Here is a 19,488-nt window from a genome sequence, read left to right on the forward strand (position 1 = left end):
CACGCAACAATAGCGGCAGCCAGGGTACTGCTATCGCTATAATGACCGCGTAACGCAACTAACGGAATGATAGAGATGGCGTCTTCCACTTCCTCACGCGACCTTTTCGACCAGCAACGCCAGGACTGGCAGTGCGATCCCGTCGCCGCGTTCGACGCCTGGCTCGCCTCACAGGACTTGCGTCGTTCCTCTGCCGAGGTCTATCGCGTGCAATGGGGACGCTTTCTCGAATGGCTCGCGCTCAGGCGCAAGACGATCGCGACCGTGGATACGGGCACGATCGCCGAATTCGTTGCGAGCCTCGACGTGAAGAAGCCGCAAAGGCTTCGCTACCTGCGCCTCATCGAGCGCGTGCTCGATCACGTGCGCGAAATCGAACTCGCCTCCACGAATCCGGCGCGCTTCATCGCCCAGGACGGCGAAGCCGCATGGCGCAATGCGCGCGAAAACGAGCCGACCAGCTTCCTCGCGCCCGCCGAGCGTGCCGCGATCATCGGTCAGTTGTTCTCGCCGCTCGTCGAGCCGTCGGCAGCGAAACGATGGCGCGAACGCCGCGACCGGGCGCTCGTCGCCATCTTCCTGGGCGGCGGATTGAAAACGGGAGACGCCATCGCGCTCACGCTCGATTGCGTGGCGATCGGCTCGGAGTGGGTCACTATCGAAGCGGCCAACCCGGCGTTTACGCGCGTCACGCGACTGACGCCATTTGCCGTCGACGTGCTCGGCGCCTGGCTAGAAGCGCGCCGCCTGGCCGGATTGCCCGGGCAGCTGGTGTTTCCGGGCTCGCCGTCGGGACGCCCGATGCATAAGGCCACGGTGCTGCGCGCCATCGACGCATTGATGGAAGCAGCCGGCGTGGCAGAAACGCGCGCCGAGCGCGCGAGTCCACAGACCTTGCGCAACACGTTCGCGGCGGACCTGTTCGAGCGCGGCGTGGATACCGATCAGGTAGGGCAGTGGCTCGGTTTCCTGCAGCCAATCTCCGCGGGGCGGCTCCATCGCGCATGGAAAACGTGGGCGGAACGCGAGGCGTCCCCACACGTATCTACGCAAGCGGACGAGGCGTGAAACGCCGCACCGGCTGGCGATTGGGCGGTTGAAAGGCGCCTGCGCGCCTCCCGTAAAAGCTCACGTCAGGCCTGTTCATGCGTATGCTTGCCCGCCATGAAGCGCGCGTACGCCGCAAGCTTCGACGCCCCCGTTCCCGAAGTGTGCTCGCACTCCGGACACGTGAATTCGAAACCATCGTCCGCTTGGGACAATTCCGGTTCCCCTTCGTGGCAGTTAGGACAACGCGCGGGCAAGGCGACGTGACCATCGACCACGGTGCCGAGACTCGCCAGTTCGGCTGCGCCCAGTCGGCCCGCAGCAGCGAGTGAACACAGCAAGGACGCGACCGAGGTGTCGAGTCCTTGCTGTCCGCGCAATGCCGCGACCTGGCGGCTGAGCACGTCCACCTCGTCGGAGCGTTCGCGCAGCACCGCGTCAAGCCGGTCGGCGCGGGCCTTCGCCGTCGCCAGCTGCTGGATGAAATCGAATTCCTTCTTGCTGGCATCGCGCTGGGCCGCCTGCCACGTCGACGACATCGAGCGCAACGAATCCAGTTCGACCAGCATCGGCTTGACGCGCCGTTCGGCCTCGGCGAGCGCGTCCTTGATCTGCTGCGCGTAGTGCTCGGTGCTCTTGCGCATTTCCTCGTGCAAGCCGTCGATACGGTCGCGCAATCCCGCGTTGGTCGTCTGCTCCGCCTCGATCCGCTTGCGCAGAGCGTCATTTTCCGTCTCCAGACGCTGTACCAGCACTTCGCGATTGCCATGCGCCGCGACGCCCTGTGCAGAAGCCGCGGCGAGCTGGCGTTCGAGGTCGCGCACCCGCTCATAGGCCGCTTCCACGCGCGCTTCGCTGCGTTGCAGCATCTCATCGGCAACCGAGCGCCGAGCCTCGGCCTCCCGGGTCGCCTGCTCGGCATCGAGGCGGCTGGCTTCGAATTCGGTGCGTTCAGCCTGCAGGGCTTCGCCCGCGAGCGCGAGCGCTTCCTCGAAGAGCGCGCCCAACAACTCGCCGGCGCGCTCTTCCAGCGCGGGCGGTATTGCCCCGGCGCCTGCACGCACTTTGGAGGTCGCGCGAATGCGCTGCCAGAAAAGCTCGATGTCCTTGGGGATGTCGCTGGCGCTTCCGGTTTGGGTCAGCTCACGAACGGCAGCCATGGAGGGCTTGATCTCAAAATCGAAGAACAAGCGTTTGCAGGCGTGTAAGGACAGTTCCTGCCTGCGTGCTCCGTTTTTGCGCAAATCCTCAATTTCTTCGCGGATTGCTTGGCGGTCTTGGTCTCGCATATTCGTCTTCTCGGCAGGGAGTCGACGAATAATAACAAATTACGTTCTATTTGCTACGTTTTTGCGCAGCGAGATTATCAAGGTCGCGAAATCGTCATCAACGGCCTCTTTAACGCGTCGCGAGCCGCGATACGCATGGATCTTCCGTGAAACAAATCGAACTTTGTTTCATAAGCCCTTGTAAACGCGCGAATTTCTCGGCTGATTCTACTGCGATCCGATGTTTCACGCGAGCGGCCTCGAGGACTTGGCGCGATGGTGGCTTAGGAGAGGATATCTTTCGGGTAGCTCGCGGGGAATTCTTGCTTGAGAGATATAAAAGTAAACACCTTGATACCGGTTAAAAACGTTAACGCCACGGCAAATCCTTACCTGGCGGGGTTTTCCGGCTGCTCGGGTGAAGCTTTACGGGACCTTGGGTGAGCCCCTGCGGGACAGATGGGTGACGGGCTTCGGGAACGCCGGTGAGCTACTGCAGGAGAGGACGTGAGCGGGTTCAGGAGTGGTGCGATTCTTGACTCTCGGGCAAGGGTGAGCCAATGCGGGAGGCCACGGCCGGGCATGTCGCGCGCCGCCGGGCTCGGCGCGGATGTTACGGGAAATGCAACGGTGAGCGGATTCGGGAGCATCGATTGACGCCATTTTTTGGCTAAATCGAGGGGTTGAAACGTGTGGGGTGAGAGGAAGCGGGAAAAAATGCGGATCGACGGTGAAGTTTTTCGGGAGCCAACGCCCGAAATCGGGCGAAATAGGGACCTTTGAGCTTGCAGGTGAGCTTTTTCGGGAGCATGCATCCTGGCCGTGCGGGATCTGCCGCCTGCTCGCAGGATGTCTCGACGACTCCTCCCGGTGGAAGGTGAGGATTTTCGGGAGCTTGCCGCAGCGCCGCGAAACACGTGACATCCGTCGATGCGTGGACGGATAAGGTGAGGCTTTTCGGGGGCAATTTCGTGCAGATTTCATGCCAAAGGTGAGCGAATTCGGGAGGAAGTTGGTGTTCACTGCGCTGCAGACGCCGAAATTGCAGGGGGGCCAACGGCCTTTCTCCCGGCTCAGATCCGGCTTAGGTGAGAATCTTCGGGAGGACTTTCCTGGCAAACCGGTACTTGGCCGGATCCTCCATCTCCCTCTGAGGTGAGGTAATGCGGGAGCCGGTATCGCATTTCCCCCTGCAACGCATGCGGATAAGTCACGGAATCCATTGGTTTTTTCTTTGCGGTGCCGTGAATGGTGAGGATTTTCGGGAGGTTCCACGGCGGTGCAGCGGAACCGTACCCGGAGGCGATAGGTGAGGACTTTCGGGACCTAGTGCTGCGTGGCAGCCCCAGCGACGGCGCTTTGGGCGCGGGTGAACTTGTTTGGCCCGCGCGCCGACAGGTGAGAATTTTCGGGAGACCTTGGGCACATATCGGCGACTAGTCGATGCTTTTGACGCTCGATTGCCGTGTCGGGCGGCTTTTGCCTTCTCATTTTGGACTTCCTGATCGCTTTGCCCGCAGGACACGCCGAGCGTTGCTGCAGTGCGATCGCATCGCCGCGGACTTTTTAGTCGGCGGCCGGTCGGTAGCCAGGATTCGTGACCATCGAAAGACTTTTCTCACCGGACGCCTGAAAATATTTAAGGTGAGGAGATACGGGAGCTGATGGCGACCCTTGGTGCACCGACAGAAATGTGGAATGCGCCGGATCGTGCATGACGCAAAGCGCCCGGCTGGATGGGCGTCTGGCCAACGGTGAGGCGATACGGGAAGGCGTGGCGGTGAGCGACGCGCGAGAGATGCGCATCACCGGCAATGGTGAGGGAGGCCCTATAGACGCCTATCACCACAGACGGTATCCTTTCGCGAAATTCTCTCCTCGACCCGACGCATGGCCACGAAGCGCGTGAAAAAGACCGATGTGGTAAGCCCCAGCTCGGCGGAATTGCGCAAGGCCGTCGAGGCGATCGCGATCCAGCCGAAGAGCGGCAAGATCACCTTGCTGACCCGCAAGCTGTTCAACGTCCTGCTGGCCGTCGCCCAGCAGGCCGATGAGTCTGGCGATACCTACCGTGCGCTGCTGTCCGACATCGTCGCCAACTCGGCGTTCGATTCGAACGATACCGCGCTCGTGAAGGAGCATCTGCGCCGCATGGTGTCGGTGCAGGTCGAATGGAGCCAGGGCACGTCGAGCCAGAAGCCCGGCCGCAAGTGGGGTATCTCCACGCTGATTGCGGACGCGGAAATTCTCGAGGATCCGCAAACCCGTCGCGTCTGGGTGGAGTTCTCCTTCGCGCCGAAAATCAAGAAGAAGCTGCTGGATCCTGTCCAGTACGCCCGCCTGAGCCTGCAATTCCAGAGCCAGTTGCGCAGCAGTGCGGGGCTGGCGCTCTACGAGATCTGTGTGCGCTATCTGACCAACCCCAGCCATCTGACGATGCGCGAGACCTGGGAGTGGTGGCGCCCGATCCTTTCCGGTACCCCCGACACCGAAGCGGGCGACGAAGCCAAACGCGAATACAAGTATTTCAAGCGCGATTATCTGCGGCCCGCGATTGCCGAAGTCAACGCGGTCACGAACATCTTCGTCGAGTTGATCGAGCATCGCGAAGGGCGCCGTGTCGCCGAAATCCAGTTTCGCGTGACCGAGCGCAAACAGCCGATGCTTGCGCTCGACGAGCATCCGAATGTGTTCGACAGCACGCTCGTCGACCGCATGGTCAAGATCGGGATTCCGCTCAAGGAAGCGCAGTCGCTTTATGCCGACAGCGAGGAAAACCGCATTCGCGCCGCGCTGCAACTGACCGAGCAGCGCATGCGCAGTACGAGCTTGCCGCCTGTACGCAGCGCCGCGGCGCTGTTCAAGGACGCGTTGAAGAAGGGCTATGCGCCGCCGGTCGAGACCGCGGCAGGCGCCGCACCGGCCGTTGGCCGCAGCGCGGCGGCAGCGATCACAGCCGACGATCCCAAAGCGCGGCTGCTCGATGAATACGCGGCTTATCGGCGCAAGGAGGCGCGCTCGCTTTACGAGGAGCAGGGCGACATGGAGCGCGAACTGGCGCGCCAGTCGTTTGAAACAGATGAATTGCCTGGGCTGGGCTCGCATTTGCGCGATGACTGGCGTCGTCGCGGGCTCGAATCGAAACTGGCCGATACGGCGTTCTTCGACTGGCTCGCGCGCAAGACATGGGGCGAACCGACCGACGGCGATCTGCTCGCGTTCACGCTGAGTCAGACGCGCGCTGCCTGAGTCAGGCGTGGCCGGCCCGTGCAATGCGAGGCGGTGGTAGTGGGGCTGTTCGGTTGATGGGGAGGTGTGAAAGATCCTGCCGTCCATCGTCGACGGTCCGCCTTGTACGCGGCAGCCGTCGACATATTTTCCAACGTTATTTCGTCTTCAGGATCTGCTCGATCTGCTGAAGAATCGCGTCGCGTCGATCTTTGGAAAGTCCCTTCAGACGCAACTCGAGACGGTCGTCGCCATATGACTTCAGGTCGCCGACGGCAACACCATCCAGTTTGATCTCCAGCCGTTGCGCGTAGCGTTGCCGCCCAGCCGGTTTTGGGCTTTCCTGCGCGCTCGCCCGGCCTTTCACGATTTCCGCAACCTGACGCGTGCTGAGGTCGTCGGCAACGATGCGGTTGATGAGACGCAGCGTGGCATCGGTGCCGCGCGCGCCGTGATAGCGCCCGACCTGATAGGCCATGTTCGAGCCGAAGCGGTCCGGGCGTGCCACCATTTCCTGCATGACCGATTCCGGCAACTTGCCGATCGATAGCGCAACTGCCACCGTCGATTCGTCGAGGCCGAGGTGATCCGCCAGTTCGCGTTGACTCTGAAAATGTTTTTCGTCGATGAATCGCTTCCACACCACCGCGTTATCGAAAACGGTTTGCGAATCGCGCTGGACGTTCAGGTCGTAACCGAGCTTGTAGCTCTGAATGCCAATAGGCAGGTCGACGACGATTGCCTTGACGACTTCCTTGTTCGCTTCTTTCAGTGCCCGCACGCGACGGCCACCGTCGCTCACGTAGTAACTGCCCGGCGCCGCGTAGTCGGGAATCACATGGATCGCCTGCTGCTGCCCTTGCTTCGCAAGATTGACAGCGAGTTCTGCGATAGATGCCTTCAGATAAAAGTGACGCGGATTGAAGGGGCTCGGCTTGATGTCCTTGAGCGGCAATTCGATGATTTGCCCCGGACGGTAGCCTTGGGCGATGCGCCAGCCGCGGTATTCGGTCGACTCGTTTTCGAGGCCCGGTGCATCGTCGAGAATCGGTTCGACCGCAGATTCAAGGCCGGTCACCAGCGCAGGCTGACTCGAGCGCCCAGCAACTTCGCGCGTTATCGGCTTATCCTGGACGAGTCCGTCGATGGCGTTGAGGCGGTCAAGTGCAGTGCGCTTCTCGCTGCTCGTCGTATCTGGGCGAGCTTGAAAGCCTTTGGCGAATTGGGAGGGTTTCATTCAGGGTCCTTTATGCGCATAAAGTCAGGGGAGCATCGCCGCAATCTCGTCGGCGCATGCGCGCACTTCCACTGCGGCGAGGCGAGCGCCGCGGTCGTTCATTTGCAGAACCGTCTGGCCTAGGGCCATCGCCTGCTTGTACGCCTCACGTGTGGGAATCTGCGTTCTGAGCAGAGGGAAACCAAGCTCTTCAAGCGCGCGCTTCAGCTCGCGGGTGAGCATGCGCTTCTCTTCGGTCTTGTTCAGCAGGAATACCGCGCGCAGATCTTCGTTCATGACCTGAGCCTGCTGGATGAGTTTCACGAGACCGACACTCGACCAGTAGTCGGCCGGAGAAGACGAGGTCGGAATGACTGCCACGGTCGCGGCCAGCAACACCACACCGGAGACCTTTTCGGTAATCGACGGCGGGCAGTCCACAACGATCACGTCGTAGTCGTTGACGAACTTCTTGATTTCTCGGTGGATCTGGCCACCGGCTTCGGAAAGATTGACGACGGGGAACGGGATGCCGGTATCACCATCGGCGGACGCACTGGCCCAATGGACCAGCGTGTTCTGGCCATCGGCATCCACCACGAGAACCCGCTTCCCCTTCTCGTGAAAGGCCGCGCCGAGATGCATCGCGATCGTGCTCTTGCCGACTCCGCCTTTTTGTTGCGTGACTGCGATTATCTCTGCTGCCAATTGGTATTCTCCTTTTTGCTATTAGCATGGGATTTTACCTGGAATGTTTTTCAGTTCAATGATTTTTGGCGTAATTCGCAGCCAAATTAGCCATTCGGACAAGGTTTATGCGCATAAAGCTCGGGCGGGGGCGTGTGCAGCCGCGTAGCGGTCGCCTGCGGCACCGGCATTCGCCTTAGCGACGCCTCTTTTGCATAGCGTGGATCGGTGGAACACCGGCGCACTGGAAGGTGACCACCATGCAAGCGCCTCGCCGCTTTATGCGCATAAAGTCCACCCCCATCGCCCTCCCGGCTCGCACAAGCGCGCAAACGCGCGACCGAACGGCCTCGCCGCGAAGGTCACACGCGCCCGCCTTGGCAACCACCGTGACGAGAGCACCCAAGCCTCGTCGGCAGAAGCTCCATACGCGTGCCTGCGCGCCCCCCGGGTAAAATCGCAGCCATTCCCCGGCGTCGCCGAGGCTTACCCACCACTCCCCTCTCGTACTTCCGACGTCATGATCACGATCTACCACAACCCCCGCTGCTCCAAGTCCCGCGCGGCGTGCGAACTGGTGTCCACCGCGAAGGCGGACGAGCCAGTCGAGGTGATTGAATACCTCAAGCAGCCGCTCACCGTCGACCAACTGAAGGCGCTGCACGCGATGCTGGGCGGCCCGCTGCTCGACATGGTCCGCACCGGCGAAACCGAGTACACGGATCTCGGCCTCGACTCCCCCGGCGTCACAGGTGATCAGCTCTACGAAGCAATTGTGCGGCATCCGATTTTGCTGCAGCGACCCATCGTCGTACGCCATGGCCGTGCGGTGATCGGCCGCCCGACCGAAAACATCGCGGCGCTGTTTAGTTGAGATCGCTGGACTGAATGCATTGGGCTGCTCAACCACCCAAAGCGAGCGAATCGCGAGCACAATAGACCGCGTGCACGGAAGAGGTGCAATCACTGGCATGCACGCACAGAAATTGCATCTTTGCTAACCTGCAGAAGAATCCGACGCGAGGCCCGTATTTATCGGCTCTCCACGCTAGTTGTCCACAAGCTTATGCCCAAAATCTGTGGATAAATTCGCGTTACCCCCGGTTATCCACAGCGCCTCGCCGACGCCGGGCAGGTCCGCGCGTGCGCGCATCGCCGGAATGCGCAGGCGACTATGATGATGCTTCCTTCCACTGCGCTTCATGCGCGCTTCCGAGGAAACCGAAATGGCCTACAAGATCGCAGTTGTGGTCGGCAGTCTGCGCAAGGATTCATTCAACCGGCAACTCGCACACGCGGTGACGTCGCTGGCCCCCGCCGATTTTACTTTCGAATATCTCGACATCGGCGGCCTGCCGCTCTACAGCCAGGATTACGACGCTGATTATCCCGAGGTGGCGCGCCATCTCAAGCAGCAGATCGAAGCCGCCGACGCCCTGCTATTCGTCACGCCCGAGTACAACCGCTCGATTCCTGGCGTGCTGAAAAACGCGCTCGACTGGGGTTCGCGGCCGTGGGGCACGAATTCGTGGCGCGGCAAGCCGGGCGCGGTGCTCGGCACGTCGGTGGGAGCGACCGGCACAGCGCTCTCGCAGCAACATCTGCGCAACGTGCTCGCCTATCTCGACGTCGCCCTGCTCGGGCAGCCTGAGATGTTCATCAAGCACGAGCCGAGCCGCATCAACGAGAAAGGCGAGATCGTCAGCGAAGATACGCGCAAATTCCTGCAGGGCTTCGTCGATTCGTACGTGGCCTGGGTCAAGCGCCAGCTCGGCCGCTGACGCCTGATCACAGCCCACCCGGCATTTTGCGCTGGCGCGCTCAATGCAACGTGCGCCGCTGCCCCGGCATGTCCTTGTGGTGCTCGGGCGTATCTTCCTCGTACTCGAGGAATTCGTCCGGGATTTGCGGCGCGACGCCCGCTGCGGGTCGCGTCGCTTCGGGCGCGCCAGGAACGTCCACGTGATGCGCGCCCATCACCGCTCCGGCGCCCGGTGCGCTTGCGGATGTGAGCACGGTCGCTTCGGCTTCACTCGTCGGCCGCATCGGTTCGACGGTGGGGTCGATGTGGGGGTCGATGGGGTCGAGCGTCGGGTCAACCGAGCCTGGTTCGCGCGCTGCTTCGGTCTGCGCGGCACGGCGGCGCATGGCATCGGCGAATTCTGAGAGACCCAGTTCGTCGAGCGCCGAGTGCTCGCGCGCGACCGGGCGGTCCGTCGCGGGCCATGCCCACGGCGTGCCGCGTAGCGCGACTTCCGTCGCATGCTCCTCGCGCAGCGTCTCGTACGCGAGGTTGGCATGCGCCTCGTCACTGACGTGCACGCCGATGCGCACCGCTTCACCCGGCGGCGGCGTCATGCCCGACTGGGCCTCAGTGGTGCGACGCACATCGCCCGTCGACGAGAAAAAACTTCCCACGAGCCGCTCGATGCCGGCCAGCACGCCCTCTGTGCGCGCCTGCAGGTCGATGTCGGCCGCCGCGAAGCCGCGCTGCAGCAGCGCGGCCTGCCCGTGGCGTGCTTCTTCGTAGGTCTGGAAAACGCCGGTCACGGTCTGTTTCATGGCAGCCTCCTTCGTCAGATGGCGACGCCCGCTTACATCATGCGCCGATTGTGCGTGGCTCGTGCATCGGCTGGCGCATGCTGCGCGCGACGTCTAACCGCCTGCTTCTGCGGGTCGTGCTGGCTGTCGCAAGCCTCGTGCCGCGCAGCGTGTCACCCGCGTCCTGTCATGCACGTGGGCTCGGGAGCGTCGCATCGTGCTCGCGCTTCGCACGCGCCTGGCGGTCCTCGCGAATCGCCTCGAGCATTTTCTCAAGCAGCGCGATGTCGAACGGCTTCGACAGCACCCGCACATCGGCATTGCGCGTGCGTTCGAGCTCCTCCGCGTAGCCCGTCACGAGGATCACGGGCAGGTCCGGCTCGAGCCCCTGCAGGGCCTCGGCCAGATCGATGCCGTTCATCGTCCCCGGCATGTGGATGTCGGAAAGCACGAGATCGAAGCGCGGCGTGGGCTCGCCCTCGGCAGGCGGCGCTTCGACCCGTTCCAGCGCACTCGCCGCGTCGCTCGCGCAGGTCACGCGGTGGCCCATCATCTGCAGGAGCGCCTCGGTGCCCGCCGCGACTTCGTCGTTGTCCTCCACGAGCAGCACGTTCAGCCCGTGCTGCACCTGGGCGCTCTCCTCGCGCGGCTCATTCGCACGCGGCGCGGGCGGCTCTGCGAGCGAGCGCGGCAGATACAGATGCACCGTCGTGCCCGCGCCGATCGCACTGTCGATGGCGGCGAGTCCGCCGGTGCGCTCGCAGAACGCAAACACCTGCGGCAGCCCGAGGCCGGTGCCCGTACCCTTCGACTTGGTCGTATAGAGCGGCTCGAATGCGCGCGCGAGTACGTCCGGCGGCATGCCCGTGCCGGTGTCTTCGAGCGTGACGTGCACGAAGTCGCCGTCGAGCGGGAAGCCTTCGCCGGGCCGGAAGCTGATGTTGCGCGCCCGCACCGTGAAGCGGCCGCCGTTGGGCATCGCGTCGCGCGCGTTCACCGCGAGATTGATGAGCGCGAGCTCGAATTCGGCCACATCGACGAGCACGGGCCACACGTCGTCGTCGACCTCGACGATGAGCGACACCTTCGCGCCGAGCGACGCGCGCATCAGTTCGCGGGCCGCCGGTAGCCAGCGCCCGACGTGGATCGTCTCATTGCGCAGCGGCTGCTTGCGCGCCACGCCGAGCAGTTGGCGCGTGAGCGACTGGCCGCTCTTGAGCGCGCGCTCGACCGCCGAGAGTTCGCGCTCGAACCCCGCCGCACCGCGCCGACGCGCGATCTGCACGTTGGCCGAGACGATCATCAGCAGGTTGTTGAAGTCATGCGCGACGCTGCCCACGAGGTTGCCGAGCGCTTCCATCTTGCGCGACTGCCGGTAGGCGGATTCGATGGAGCGGCGCATCGAGGCCTCGGCCTGCCAGCGCTCCCACGCCTCCTCCTCGGCGGCGAGGCGCCGCAGCGACAGCCAGATCACGCACCAGAGGGCAATCGACGGCGTGAACATCGAGATGATGAGCACGCTCAGGTGCCGGTACCAGGCGGCCCAGATCGCCGGCGTGCGATACGCACAGGTCACATAAACGGGGTATGCGCCCACGCGGCGGAACGCGAGGATCACGTTGCTGCCGAGCAGCGCGGAATGCATGCGCACGACGCCGGACTCGGTGCCGCGCTGGAGCGCGGCACCCAGCGGCGAGTGCGGCGTGATCGCCGGGCCGTCCACGCGCGGCGGCGGATCGAAGGCGAGGATCGTGCCGTCGCTGCGCACGAGGCCGAGCGACATCGGCGAGCCGGGGCCGAGCAGGTCGCGGTAGAACGAGCTGAAATAGCCCGGGCGCAAGGCGACCGAGACGAGACCCGCGAATCCACCGGCGTCGTCGAGGCGCGCCACGCCCATGTTGAAGACGGTCTCGCCGCTCACCTGGCCCTGCATCACGCGCGAGACGTGGTCGAGCACGCGCCCGTCGCGGATACCGGTGAAGTCCTCGCGCACGGCGATCGACATGGGGGGCGGCGGCGAATAGCGGCTGCTCGCGAGCAGGGTGCCGTCGGTCCCGAAAATCGATACGGCGGCCACCTGCGGATAACCGCCGCCGATCGCATCGAGTTTCTCGTGGATCTGCGGCTCGCTGGCGCGGATGCCGTCGTCGTTCAGGCCGCGCACGAAGTCGACCACCCGCGCGTCGAGCGCCTCGTTCATGTCGAACACCTTGAGCGCGTGCTCTTCGGCCACGCGCACGGTGCGCAGCGTGGTGTCGGTGGCGTCGGCTTCGCGCGCGCGCAGGTCGTTGTATGCCATGGCGGCTACGTAGAGGCACGGCAGCACGATCGCCGCGACGAGCAGCGCGAGCAGCGTGCGCCGGCGCACCGTGAAGTCGTGGCCAGGCGCGGCCGGAAACGGCGCGTCGTCGGCGGGGGGCGGCTGGGCTATGCGTTCGTCTGGCCGCTGGGGCCGGTCAGCAATCATCGTACGGAAAAGCAGGGAAAAGGCGGCGGGGCAGTCGACATGATAAACGACCGCGATGCCGCCCCGGCGGCCGGCGCGTGCCCCCGCGCGCCGCAATCGTCATCCGTCGGGAAGGCCGGCCGGGGGTTTTCGTCTCGCGGGATGCCGAATTCGCGAAAATCGGCGAAGCGCAAACGTACCACAAAGGGATAATTGACGTTCTTTATTTATGAGTTGGTCAATTTATTTCCTTAAATTAGCCAGAATGAGTCGATTCTGTTCGGTGATTGATTAACGGCGAGTTGCATTTGATTCAATTTGATTCGAGAATCGCGGACACGATAAATAACGTATTCGCATGAGCGCCATGCTCGCCATTACGGCGCATGGCCATGCTACGGGGTGGCTGCAGGCATGCAGACGAGGGCCTTCGCAACCGGCGCACGAGTTGCCGGCGGTAGCCATTGCGCAACGGCGCCGCCATGCGTCTTGCGTCGGCGCGCCAGCGCGCGTCCGTTCATGCGTTACGCATTATTCGGCCCGCTTCGCAATTTTCTTTGAAGTTTCCCTAAAGTAATTGCCCGCGCCGCCGTTAATCCGTCGAAACGCACTCCGTCCAACGCACACTCATTCAGCATATCCATGTCCTTGCCCATCGTGATCGCCGATGACTCGCTGTTAGCCCGCAAGGTGCTCACGAAGGCGCTGCCCGAGGACTGGGACGTGGCCATTTCGTACGCGTCGAACGGACACGAAGCGCTCGCCCATTACCGCGCCGGTCGCGCGGCTGTAATGTTCCTCGACCTGACGATGCCCGACCTGACGGGCTTCCAGGTCCTCGAAGCGTTGCAGCACGAAGACCTGAATACGTTCGTGATCGTCGTTTCCGCGGACGTCCAGCCTCGTGCCCGCGAGCGCGTGCAGGCGCTCGGCGCGGCGGCGTTCGTCGCAAAGCCGGTAACCCAGGAGGCGCTGCTGCCCATCCTGAAGGAGTACGGGTTGTATGCCTGATCGAGTGTTCACGGAACTCCAGCGCGACGCGCTGCAGGAGATCGCCAATCTCGGCATGGGGCAGGCCGCGACGCGACTGTCGGGGCTGCTCAATGCCTTCATCGAGCTGTCGGTGCCGCGCGTGCGCGTGGTCGCCGTCTCCGAGGCCGCGGAGGCGCTGCGTGAGATGACCGGTATCGACGGCCCGGTTGCGGCCGTGCGCCAGGGCTTTCGCTCGGAAATCAAGGGCGAGGCGCTGGTGATCTGCCGCAGCGGCGAGATCGCCGAACTTGGCAGCCTGGTCGGCGGACCTTACGCGACGATCGGCGACGATGCCCTCACCGAGGAAGAGCTGATGTTCGACGTCGCCAACGCGCTCACGGGCGCGTGCGTGTCGTCGATGCTCGACCAGCTCGGACGCATGCCGGTGTTTTCGCAGCCAGGCCTGCTCGGCGAGGCGATCATGCTCGACGAGGTGTTCCAGCCGGGGCTGCTCGCCTGGGACGTCGCGCTGCTCGTCGAAGTCAATTTCGCGCTGGAAGACCAGCGCTTTCGCGCCCACCTCGTCATGCTGATGGCCGAGGAGTCGATCCATGTCGTGAGCCGGGCCATCGACGCGTTGTTACATAGCCTATGAACGAGCCAGCCGGGTTGCCAACACTAGCGGACCTCGTGGTCGAACGGGTGGGCTTCGGCATATTCGTGGTCGATCGCGACATGAACGTGCTGAGCTGGAACCGCTTCATGCAGGATCACAGCGGCGTGACCGCCGAGGACGTGATCGGCCGCTCGATCTTCGAACGCTTTCCCGACCTGCCGCGCGCGTGGCTCACGCGCAAGGTGGAAAGCGTGTTCCAGTTGGGCAGCTTTGCGTTCAGCTCGTGGGAGCAGCGCCCGTATCTGTTCCAGTTCGACCATGACCGGCCGATCACGGGCGGTGTGGACTACATGCAGCAGGACTGCACCTTCATGCCGCTCATGCGCGGGCGCGATGTGATCGCCGTGTGCGTGACCATCTCGGACGTCACTCACGTGAGCGTCATGCAGCGCGAGCGCGAAGACGCCGTGGCCAGGCTGCGCGAATACGCCGACCGCGACGGCCTCACCGGCATCGCCAACCGGCGCTTTTTCGAAACGCGTCTCGCCGATGAATTCCTGCGCTGGCAGCGCTACGGCGGCGAACTGTCGATGCTGCTGTTCGACCTCGATCACTTCAAGCGCATCAACGACGAATTCGGCCACGTGGCCGGCGACACGGTGCTGCGCTCGATGGCGCAGCGCGTCTCGGGCGTGGTGCGCAAGCAGGATGTGTTCGGCCGCTTCGGCGGCGAGGAATTCGCGCTGCTCCTGCCGTGCACGCCGCTCGACGACGCGCTCTACGTGGCGGAGAAGATCCGCCGCACGATCGGCGACGAGCCGATCGAGGTGCAGGGCGTGATCGTGCCCGTGACGGCCAGCGTCGGCGCCGCGACGGCGCGCACGGGTGCGCCCGACTACGAAGGCATGATCAACGAGGCGGACGCCGCCCTCTATACGGCGAAGCGCCAGGGGCGCAACCGCTCGGTCGCGCTCGCCTGATTCCTGCCGCGGCGCGGACAGCCCCCGCCTCAATGCGCTTCACCGCCCCATGTTCCGGGCCACGCGGCCGTGGCTTCACCGGCCCGATGCTCCGACCGGCCTACGCGGGCCGCCCTGCGCGGGCCGCCCTACGCGGGCCGCCCTACGCGGGCCGCCCTACGCGGGCCGCCCCAAAGGTTGATATACTTTTGCCCGTTTCCGGCCTTGCACGCCTCCTGGCGAACAATTTAAGGGTCGGGTGCCTCGCGCGTGTCCGCGCGCGCGGGCGACCCGCGGCAATGCGGGCCCGAATTGAGTCGAACGCCCGTGAGGGCGCCCCAGCGGAGATCGTCTTGGCTGTTTCCAATCTCGTCGTGGACGATACACAACAAACCGACGCTGCCGCCGCTTCGTCGGGCAGCTCGTTTTATCTGGCGATGCGGATCCTGCCCCCCGCGCAGCGCGACGCCATGTATCAGGTCTACGCCTTCTGCCGCGCTGTCGACGACATCGCGGACAGCGACCTGCCGCGCGCCGAGCGCGCGGCGGGGCTCGAACAATGGCGCGCCGACATCGACGCGTGCTATGCCGGCACGCCGCGCGCCTCGCTCGCGGCGCTCACGCGCCATATCCATACGTTCGGGCTGCAGCGCGAAGATTTTCACGCGATGATCGACGGCATGGCCATGGACGCCGCCGAGGACATCTGCGCCCCCGACGAGGACACGCTCGACCTGTACTGCGACCGAGTGGCGAGCGCCGCAGGCCGGCTGTCGGTGAGGATTTTCGGGATGCAGGAGAAGCCGGGCCGCTTGCTGTCGCACCATCTGGGGCGCGCGCTACAGCTCACCAACATCCTGCGCGACATCGACGAAGACGCGGACATCAACCGCTGCTATCTGCCGCGCGAGCTGCTCGCGCGCGAGGGGATCGCGGCGGGCAATCCGCTCACGATCGCCGCCGACCCGTCGCTGCCGCGTGTGTGCGAGACGCTCGTGCAGCGCGCCCGCGCGCACTTCGCGCAGGCCGACGCGATCATGGACGCCGCATCGCGCGCGCAGGTGAAAGCGCCGCGCATCATGTCGGGCGTCTACCGCGTGCTGCTCGAGCGCACCGTGGATCGCGGCTTCGACCTGCCGCGCACGAAAGTCAGCAAGCCGCGCGCACGGCTCATGTGGATCGTCGCGCGTTACGCGCTGTTCTGATGCCTCGGCTAGTCCACGTCATCGGCGCTGGGCTTGCGGGCCTCGCGACGGCCGTGCGGCTTCAGCGGCGCGGCGTGCAGGTGGCGCTCTACGAGGCCGCCAGCCAGGCAGGGGGACGCTGCCGCTCGTACTACGACCGCACGCTTTCGGCGACGCTCGACACGGGCAATCATCTGGTGCTGGCAGGACATGCGCGCACGCTCGAGTACGTGCGCACGATCGGCGCCGGCGACGCGCTCGCGGGCCCCACCGAGCCGGGCTTCGCGTTCATGGATATCGCCGCGCGCGCGCGCTGGACGGTGCGCTTCTCGCGTTCGCGCATGCCGTTCTGGATCGGCGACTCGCGCTCGCGCGTGCCGGGTACGCGCGCCGCCGACTATCTGGGCCTGCTGCCGCTCCTGTTCGCCAAGCCGGGCCGCACGATGGCGCAGACCATGCGCTGCGAAGGCGTGCTGTGGGACCGGCTGCTGCACCCGTTCTTTCTCACGGCGCTCAATGTCGAGCCGCGCGTGGGCAGCGCGGAGCTGGCGGGCGCGATGCTGCGCGAGTCGCTCACGGCGGGCGGCGAGTCGTTCCGGCCGCTGGCGGCGCGCGCAGGGCTTTCGAGCGCGTTCGTCGATCCGGCCTTGCGCATGCTTCAGCACGGCGGCGCGGCGATTCGCCTCGACTCGCCGCTTAGGGAGATCGTGTACGACGACGCGGCGGCCCGCGTCGTCGCACTCGATTTTTCAGACGGGCGCGTCACGCTCGCGCCCGATGAGGCGGTGGTGCTGGCCGTGCCCGGCGCGGCCGCCGCGGCGCTCGTGCCGGCGCTGCAGGCGCCGCAGCGCCACAATGCGATCGTCACGGTGCACTACGCGGTGCCGGCGCCGTCGGGCCTCGTGACGCCGATGGCGCTCGTCAACGGCACGGCCCACTGGCTGTGCACGGCCGAAGGGCGGCTCTCGGCGACGATCCACGACGCGCACGGCGTGCTCGACCTCGATCCCGAGGAGATCGCGCGCCGCGTGTGGGCCGACGTGGCCGAGGCGGCCTCGCTGCCGCTCGAGCCGCTGCCTGCCTGGCGCGTGTGCGCCGATGCGCGCGCGACCTTCGCCGCTGTGCCCGACGAGGAATGGCGCCGGCCCGCGACGCGCACGCGCTGGAACAATCTGATGCTTGCAGGCGACTGGACGGCTACCGGTCTGCCCGCGACGATCGAAGGAGCGATCCGCTCGGGCCGCAAGGCCGCCGAGCTGCTCCTGACCGAAAATTTGGAACGTAGATGAACGATTTATCCCAAGCCACGCGGGGCGTCGTCACGCCGGACGTGGCAATGCCCGCTCCCACGTTTGCCGACGAGACGGCCGCACCGGTCGGCGCACCGCTCGCGACGCTCGATGCCGCCGTCGTGCGCGCGACCGACGCGATCCTCGCCGACCAGCGCGCCGATGGCCATTGGGTCTACGAACTCGAAGCGGACGCCACGATCCCGGCCGAATACGTGCTGCTCGTGCATTACCTGGGCGAAACCGCGAACCTCGAGCTCGAACAGAAGATCGCGCGCTACCTGCGCCGCATCCAGCTGCCGGAGGGCGGCTGGCCGCTCTTCACCGACGGCGCGATGGATGTGAGCGCGAGCGTGAAGGCTTACTTCGCACTCAAGATGATTGGCGACGCCGACGACGCCGACCACATGGTGCGTGCGCGCGAGGCGATTCTCGCGGCGGGCGGCGCGGAGCAGGTCAACGTGTTCACGCGCATCCTGCTCGCGCTCTTTGGCGTGGTGACCTGGTACGCAGTCCCGATCATGCCCGTCGAGATCACGTTGTTGCCGCAGTGGTTCCCGTTCCATCTTTCGAAGGTGTCGTACTGGGCGCGCACGGTGATCGTGCCGCTGCTCGTGCTGGGCGCGAAGCGTCCGGTGGCGCGCAACCCGCGTGGCGTGCGCATCGACGAGCTGTTCCGCGGCGCGCCGGTGAGCGTGGGCCTGAACGCCCGCTCCCCGCATCAGAGCAAGGGCTGGTTCGGTTTCTTCCGCGCCGTGGACGGCGTGCTGCGCGTGACCGATCCGCTCTTCCCGACCTACCTGCGCCAGCGTGCGATCGACGCCGCGGTGGCGTTCGTCGACGAGCGCCTGAATGGCGAGGACGGTCTGGGCGCGATCTTCCCGGCCATGGCCAACGCCGTGATGATGTACGACGTGCTCGGCTATCCCGCCGATCATCCGCATCGCGCGATCGCGCGCCAGTCGCTCGAAAAGCTGGTGACGGTTCACACGGAGGAGGCGTACGTCCAACCCTGCCTCTCGCCCGTGTGGGACACGTCGCTGGCGGCGCATGCCCTGCTGGAGACCGGTGACGCCCGCGCCGAGGACGCCGCGCGCCGCGGCCTCGAATGGCTGCGTCCGCTGCAGATTCTCGACGTGCGCGGCGACTGGATCTCGCGCCGTGAGGCGGTGCGCCCGGGCGGCTGGGCGTTCCAGTACGCGAACCCGCACTACCCCGACGTCGACGACACGGCCGTGGTCGTGGCCGCGATGGACCGTGTGGACAAGCTCGACAACACGAACGCCTACGACGCCCCGATCGCCCGCGCGCGCGAATGGGTGGTCGGCATGCAAAGCAGCAACGGCGGCTGGGGCGCGTTCGAGCCGGAGAACACGCAGTACTACCTGAACAACATCCCGTTCTCGGACCACGGCGCACTGCTCGATCCGCCGACCGCCGACGTCTCGGGCCGCTGCCTCTCGATGCTCGCGCAGCTCGGCGAACTGCCGGCCGCGAGCGAGCACGCGCGCCGCGCGTACAACTACCTGCTCGAAGAGCAGGAAGCCGATGGCAGCTGGTACGGCCGCTGGGGCATGAACTACATCTACGGCACGTGGACGGCGCTGTGCGCGCTCAACGCGGCCGGTCTCGGTCACGACGACCCGCGCATGAAGCGCGCGGTGCAATGGCTCGTGCAGATCCAGAACGACGACGGCGGCTGGGGCGAAGACGGCACGAGCTACAAGCTGGAATACCGCGGCTACGAGCGCGCCACCAGCACCGCTTCGCAAACGGCCTGGGCGCTGCTCGGCCTGATGGCCGCGGGCGCGGTCGATCATCCGGCGGTTGCGCGCGGCATCGAGTATCTGCAGACAACGCAGCAGGAACACGGCCTCTGGGACGAAACGCGCTTCACGGCCACGGGCTTTCCGCGCGTTTTCTATCTGCGCTACCACGGTTACCGCAAGTTCTTCCCGCTGTGGGCGCTTGCGCGCTACCGCAACCTCAAGCGCGCGGGCGTGACGCGCGTCACGGTAGGTCTGTGAGCGCGGTG

General features: G+C 65.1%; 15 protein-coding genes. 10 read left to right on the top strand and 5 right to left on the bottom strand.

Features of this window, described 5'->3' with window-relative positions; genetic code table 11:
* Positions 1-75 precede the first annotated feature (75 nt).
* The gene (locus tag M3I53_RS28165) at positions 76-1,068 is read left to right on the top strand and encodes a tyrosine-type recombinase/integrase (RefSeq protein WP_254319136.1); all 993 of its coding nucleotides are present in this window, start codon (positions 76-78) and stop codon (positions 1,066-1,068) included.
* Between the two features lie 65 nt (positions 1,069-1,133).
* On the opposite strand, the gene M3I53_RS28170 is transcribed toward M3I53_RS28165, so the two are convergent.
* The gene (locus tag M3I53_RS28170; protein ID WP_254319137.1) at positions 1,134-2,336 is read right to left on the bottom strand and encodes a DNA-binding protein; all 1,203 of its coding nucleotides are present in this window, start codon (positions 2,334-2,336) and stop codon (positions 1,134-1,136) included.
* Positions 2,337-4,205: 1,869 nt separating this feature from the next.
* Here M3I53_RS28170 and M3I53_RS28175 point away from each other — a divergent pair.
* The gene (locus M3I53_RS28175; protein WP_254319138.1) at positions 4,206-5,564 is read left to right on the top strand and encodes a replication initiation protein; all 1,359 of its coding nucleotides are present in this window, start codon (positions 4,206-4,208) and stop codon (positions 5,562-5,564) included.
* 136 nt (positions 5,565-5,700) lie between these two features.
* Here the strand turns inward: M3I53_RS28175 and M3I53_RS28180 are convergent, their stop codons facing one another.
* Both M3I53_RS28180 and parA read right to left on the bottom strand, forming a co-directional pair.
* On the bottom strand, positions 5,701-6,780 hold the full coding sequence (locus M3I53_RS28180; protein ID WP_254319139.1) for a ParB/RepB/Spo0J family partition protein: 1,080 nt from the start codon (positions 6,778-6,780) through the stop codon (positions 5,701-5,703).
* A gap of 24 nt (positions 6,781-6,804) precedes the next feature.
* On the bottom strand, positions 6,805-7,467 hold the full coding sequence (gene parA, locus M3I53_RS28185) for a ParA family partition ATPase (RefSeq protein WP_042271984.1): 663 nt from the start codon (positions 7,465-7,467) through the stop codon (positions 6,805-6,807).
* A 499-nt stretch (positions 7,468-7,966) separates the two neighbouring features.
* On the opposite strand from parA, the gene arsC reads away from it, so the two are divergent.
* Both arsC and M3I53_RS28195 read left to right on the top strand, forming a co-directional pair.
* Positions 7,967-8,320, top strand: coding sequence for an arsenate reductase (glutaredoxin) (gene arsC, locus M3I53_RS28190; RefSeq protein WP_254319140.1), 354 nt, complete (start codon positions 7,967-7,969; stop codon positions 8,318-8,320).
* A 352-nt stretch (positions 8,321-8,672) separates the two neighbouring features.
* Positions 8,673-9,227: an NADPH-dependent FMN reductase gene (locus tag M3I53_RS28195; protein WP_254319141.1), complete on the top strand. Its 555-nt coding sequence runs from the start codon at positions 8,673-8,675 to the stop codon at positions 9,225-9,227.
* Positions 9,228-9,267: 40 nt separating this feature from the next.
* Here M3I53_RS28195 and M3I53_RS28200 read toward each other — a convergent pair whose 3' ends face one another.
* Together M3I53_RS28200 and M3I53_RS28205 are read right to left on the bottom strand one after the other, a co-directional pair.
* Entirely contained in the window at positions 9,268-10,008 is a 741-nt protein-coding gene (locus tag M3I53_RS28200; protein ID WP_254319142.1) for a hypothetical protein, read from the bottom strand.
* Positions 10,009-10,174: 166 nt separating this feature from the next.
* Positions 10,175-12,454 carry a hybrid sensor histidine kinase/response regulator gene (locus M3I53_RS28205; protein ID WP_254319143.1) on the bottom strand — a complete coding sequence of 760 codons (2,280 nt, stop codon included), beginning with the start codon at positions 12,452-12,454 and terminating at the stop codon, positions 10,175-10,177.
* A 621-nt stretch (positions 12,455-13,075) separates the two neighbouring features.
* Between M3I53_RS28205 and M3I53_RS28210 the strand changes: the two genes are divergently transcribed.
* The 6 genes from M3I53_RS28210 (at position 13,076) to shc (ending at position 19,480) form a co-directional block, all read left to right on the top strand.
* Entirely contained in the window at positions 13,076-13,444 is a 369-nt protein-coding gene (locus tag M3I53_RS28210) for a response regulator (RefSeq protein ID WP_028202798.1), read from the top strand.
* Positions 13,437-14,060 (top strand): chemotaxis protein CheC, encoded by a 624-nt coding sequence (locus M3I53_RS28215; protein WP_028202797.1) that lies wholly within the window; start codon positions 13,437-13,439, stop codon positions 14,058-14,060. Before M3I53_RS28210 ends, M3I53_RS28215 begins: the two co-directional genes overlap by 8 nt.
* Complete coding sequence (locus tag M3I53_RS28220; protein WP_254319144.1) at positions 14,057-15,001, top strand: diguanylate cyclase; 945 nt, start codon at positions 14,057-14,059, stop codon at positions 14,999-15,001. Before M3I53_RS28215 ends, M3I53_RS28220 begins: the two co-directional genes overlap by 4 nt.
* Before the next feature lie 332 nt (positions 15,002-15,333).
* Positions 15,334-16,185, top strand: coding sequence for a presqualene diphosphate synthase HpnD (gene hpnD, locus M3I53_RS28225; RefSeq protein WP_254319145.1), 852 nt, complete (start codon positions 15,334-15,336; stop codon positions 16,183-16,185).
* On the top strand, positions 16,185-17,453 hold the full coding sequence (gene hpnE, locus M3I53_RS28230; RefSeq protein ID WP_254319146.1) for a hydroxysqualene dehydroxylase HpnE: 1,269 nt from the start codon (positions 16,185-16,187) through the stop codon (positions 17,451-17,453). The genes hpnD and hpnE overlap by 1 nt, the downstream gene beginning before the upstream one ends.
* Positions 17,454-17,500: 47 nt before the next feature.
* Positions 17,501-19,480, top strand: a complete 1,980-nt coding sequence (gene shc, locus M3I53_RS28235; protein WP_254319164.1) for a squalene--hopene cyclase — start codon at positions 17,501-17,503, stop codon at positions 19,478-19,480.
* Positions 19,481-19,488: the final 8 nt, after the last annotated feature.

Origin of the sequence: Paraburkholderia sp. CNPSo 3272, from assembly GCF_024206495.1 — a bacterium.
GTDB lineage: Bacteria > Pseudomonadota > Gammaproteobacteria > Burkholderiales > Burkholderiaceae > Paraburkholderia.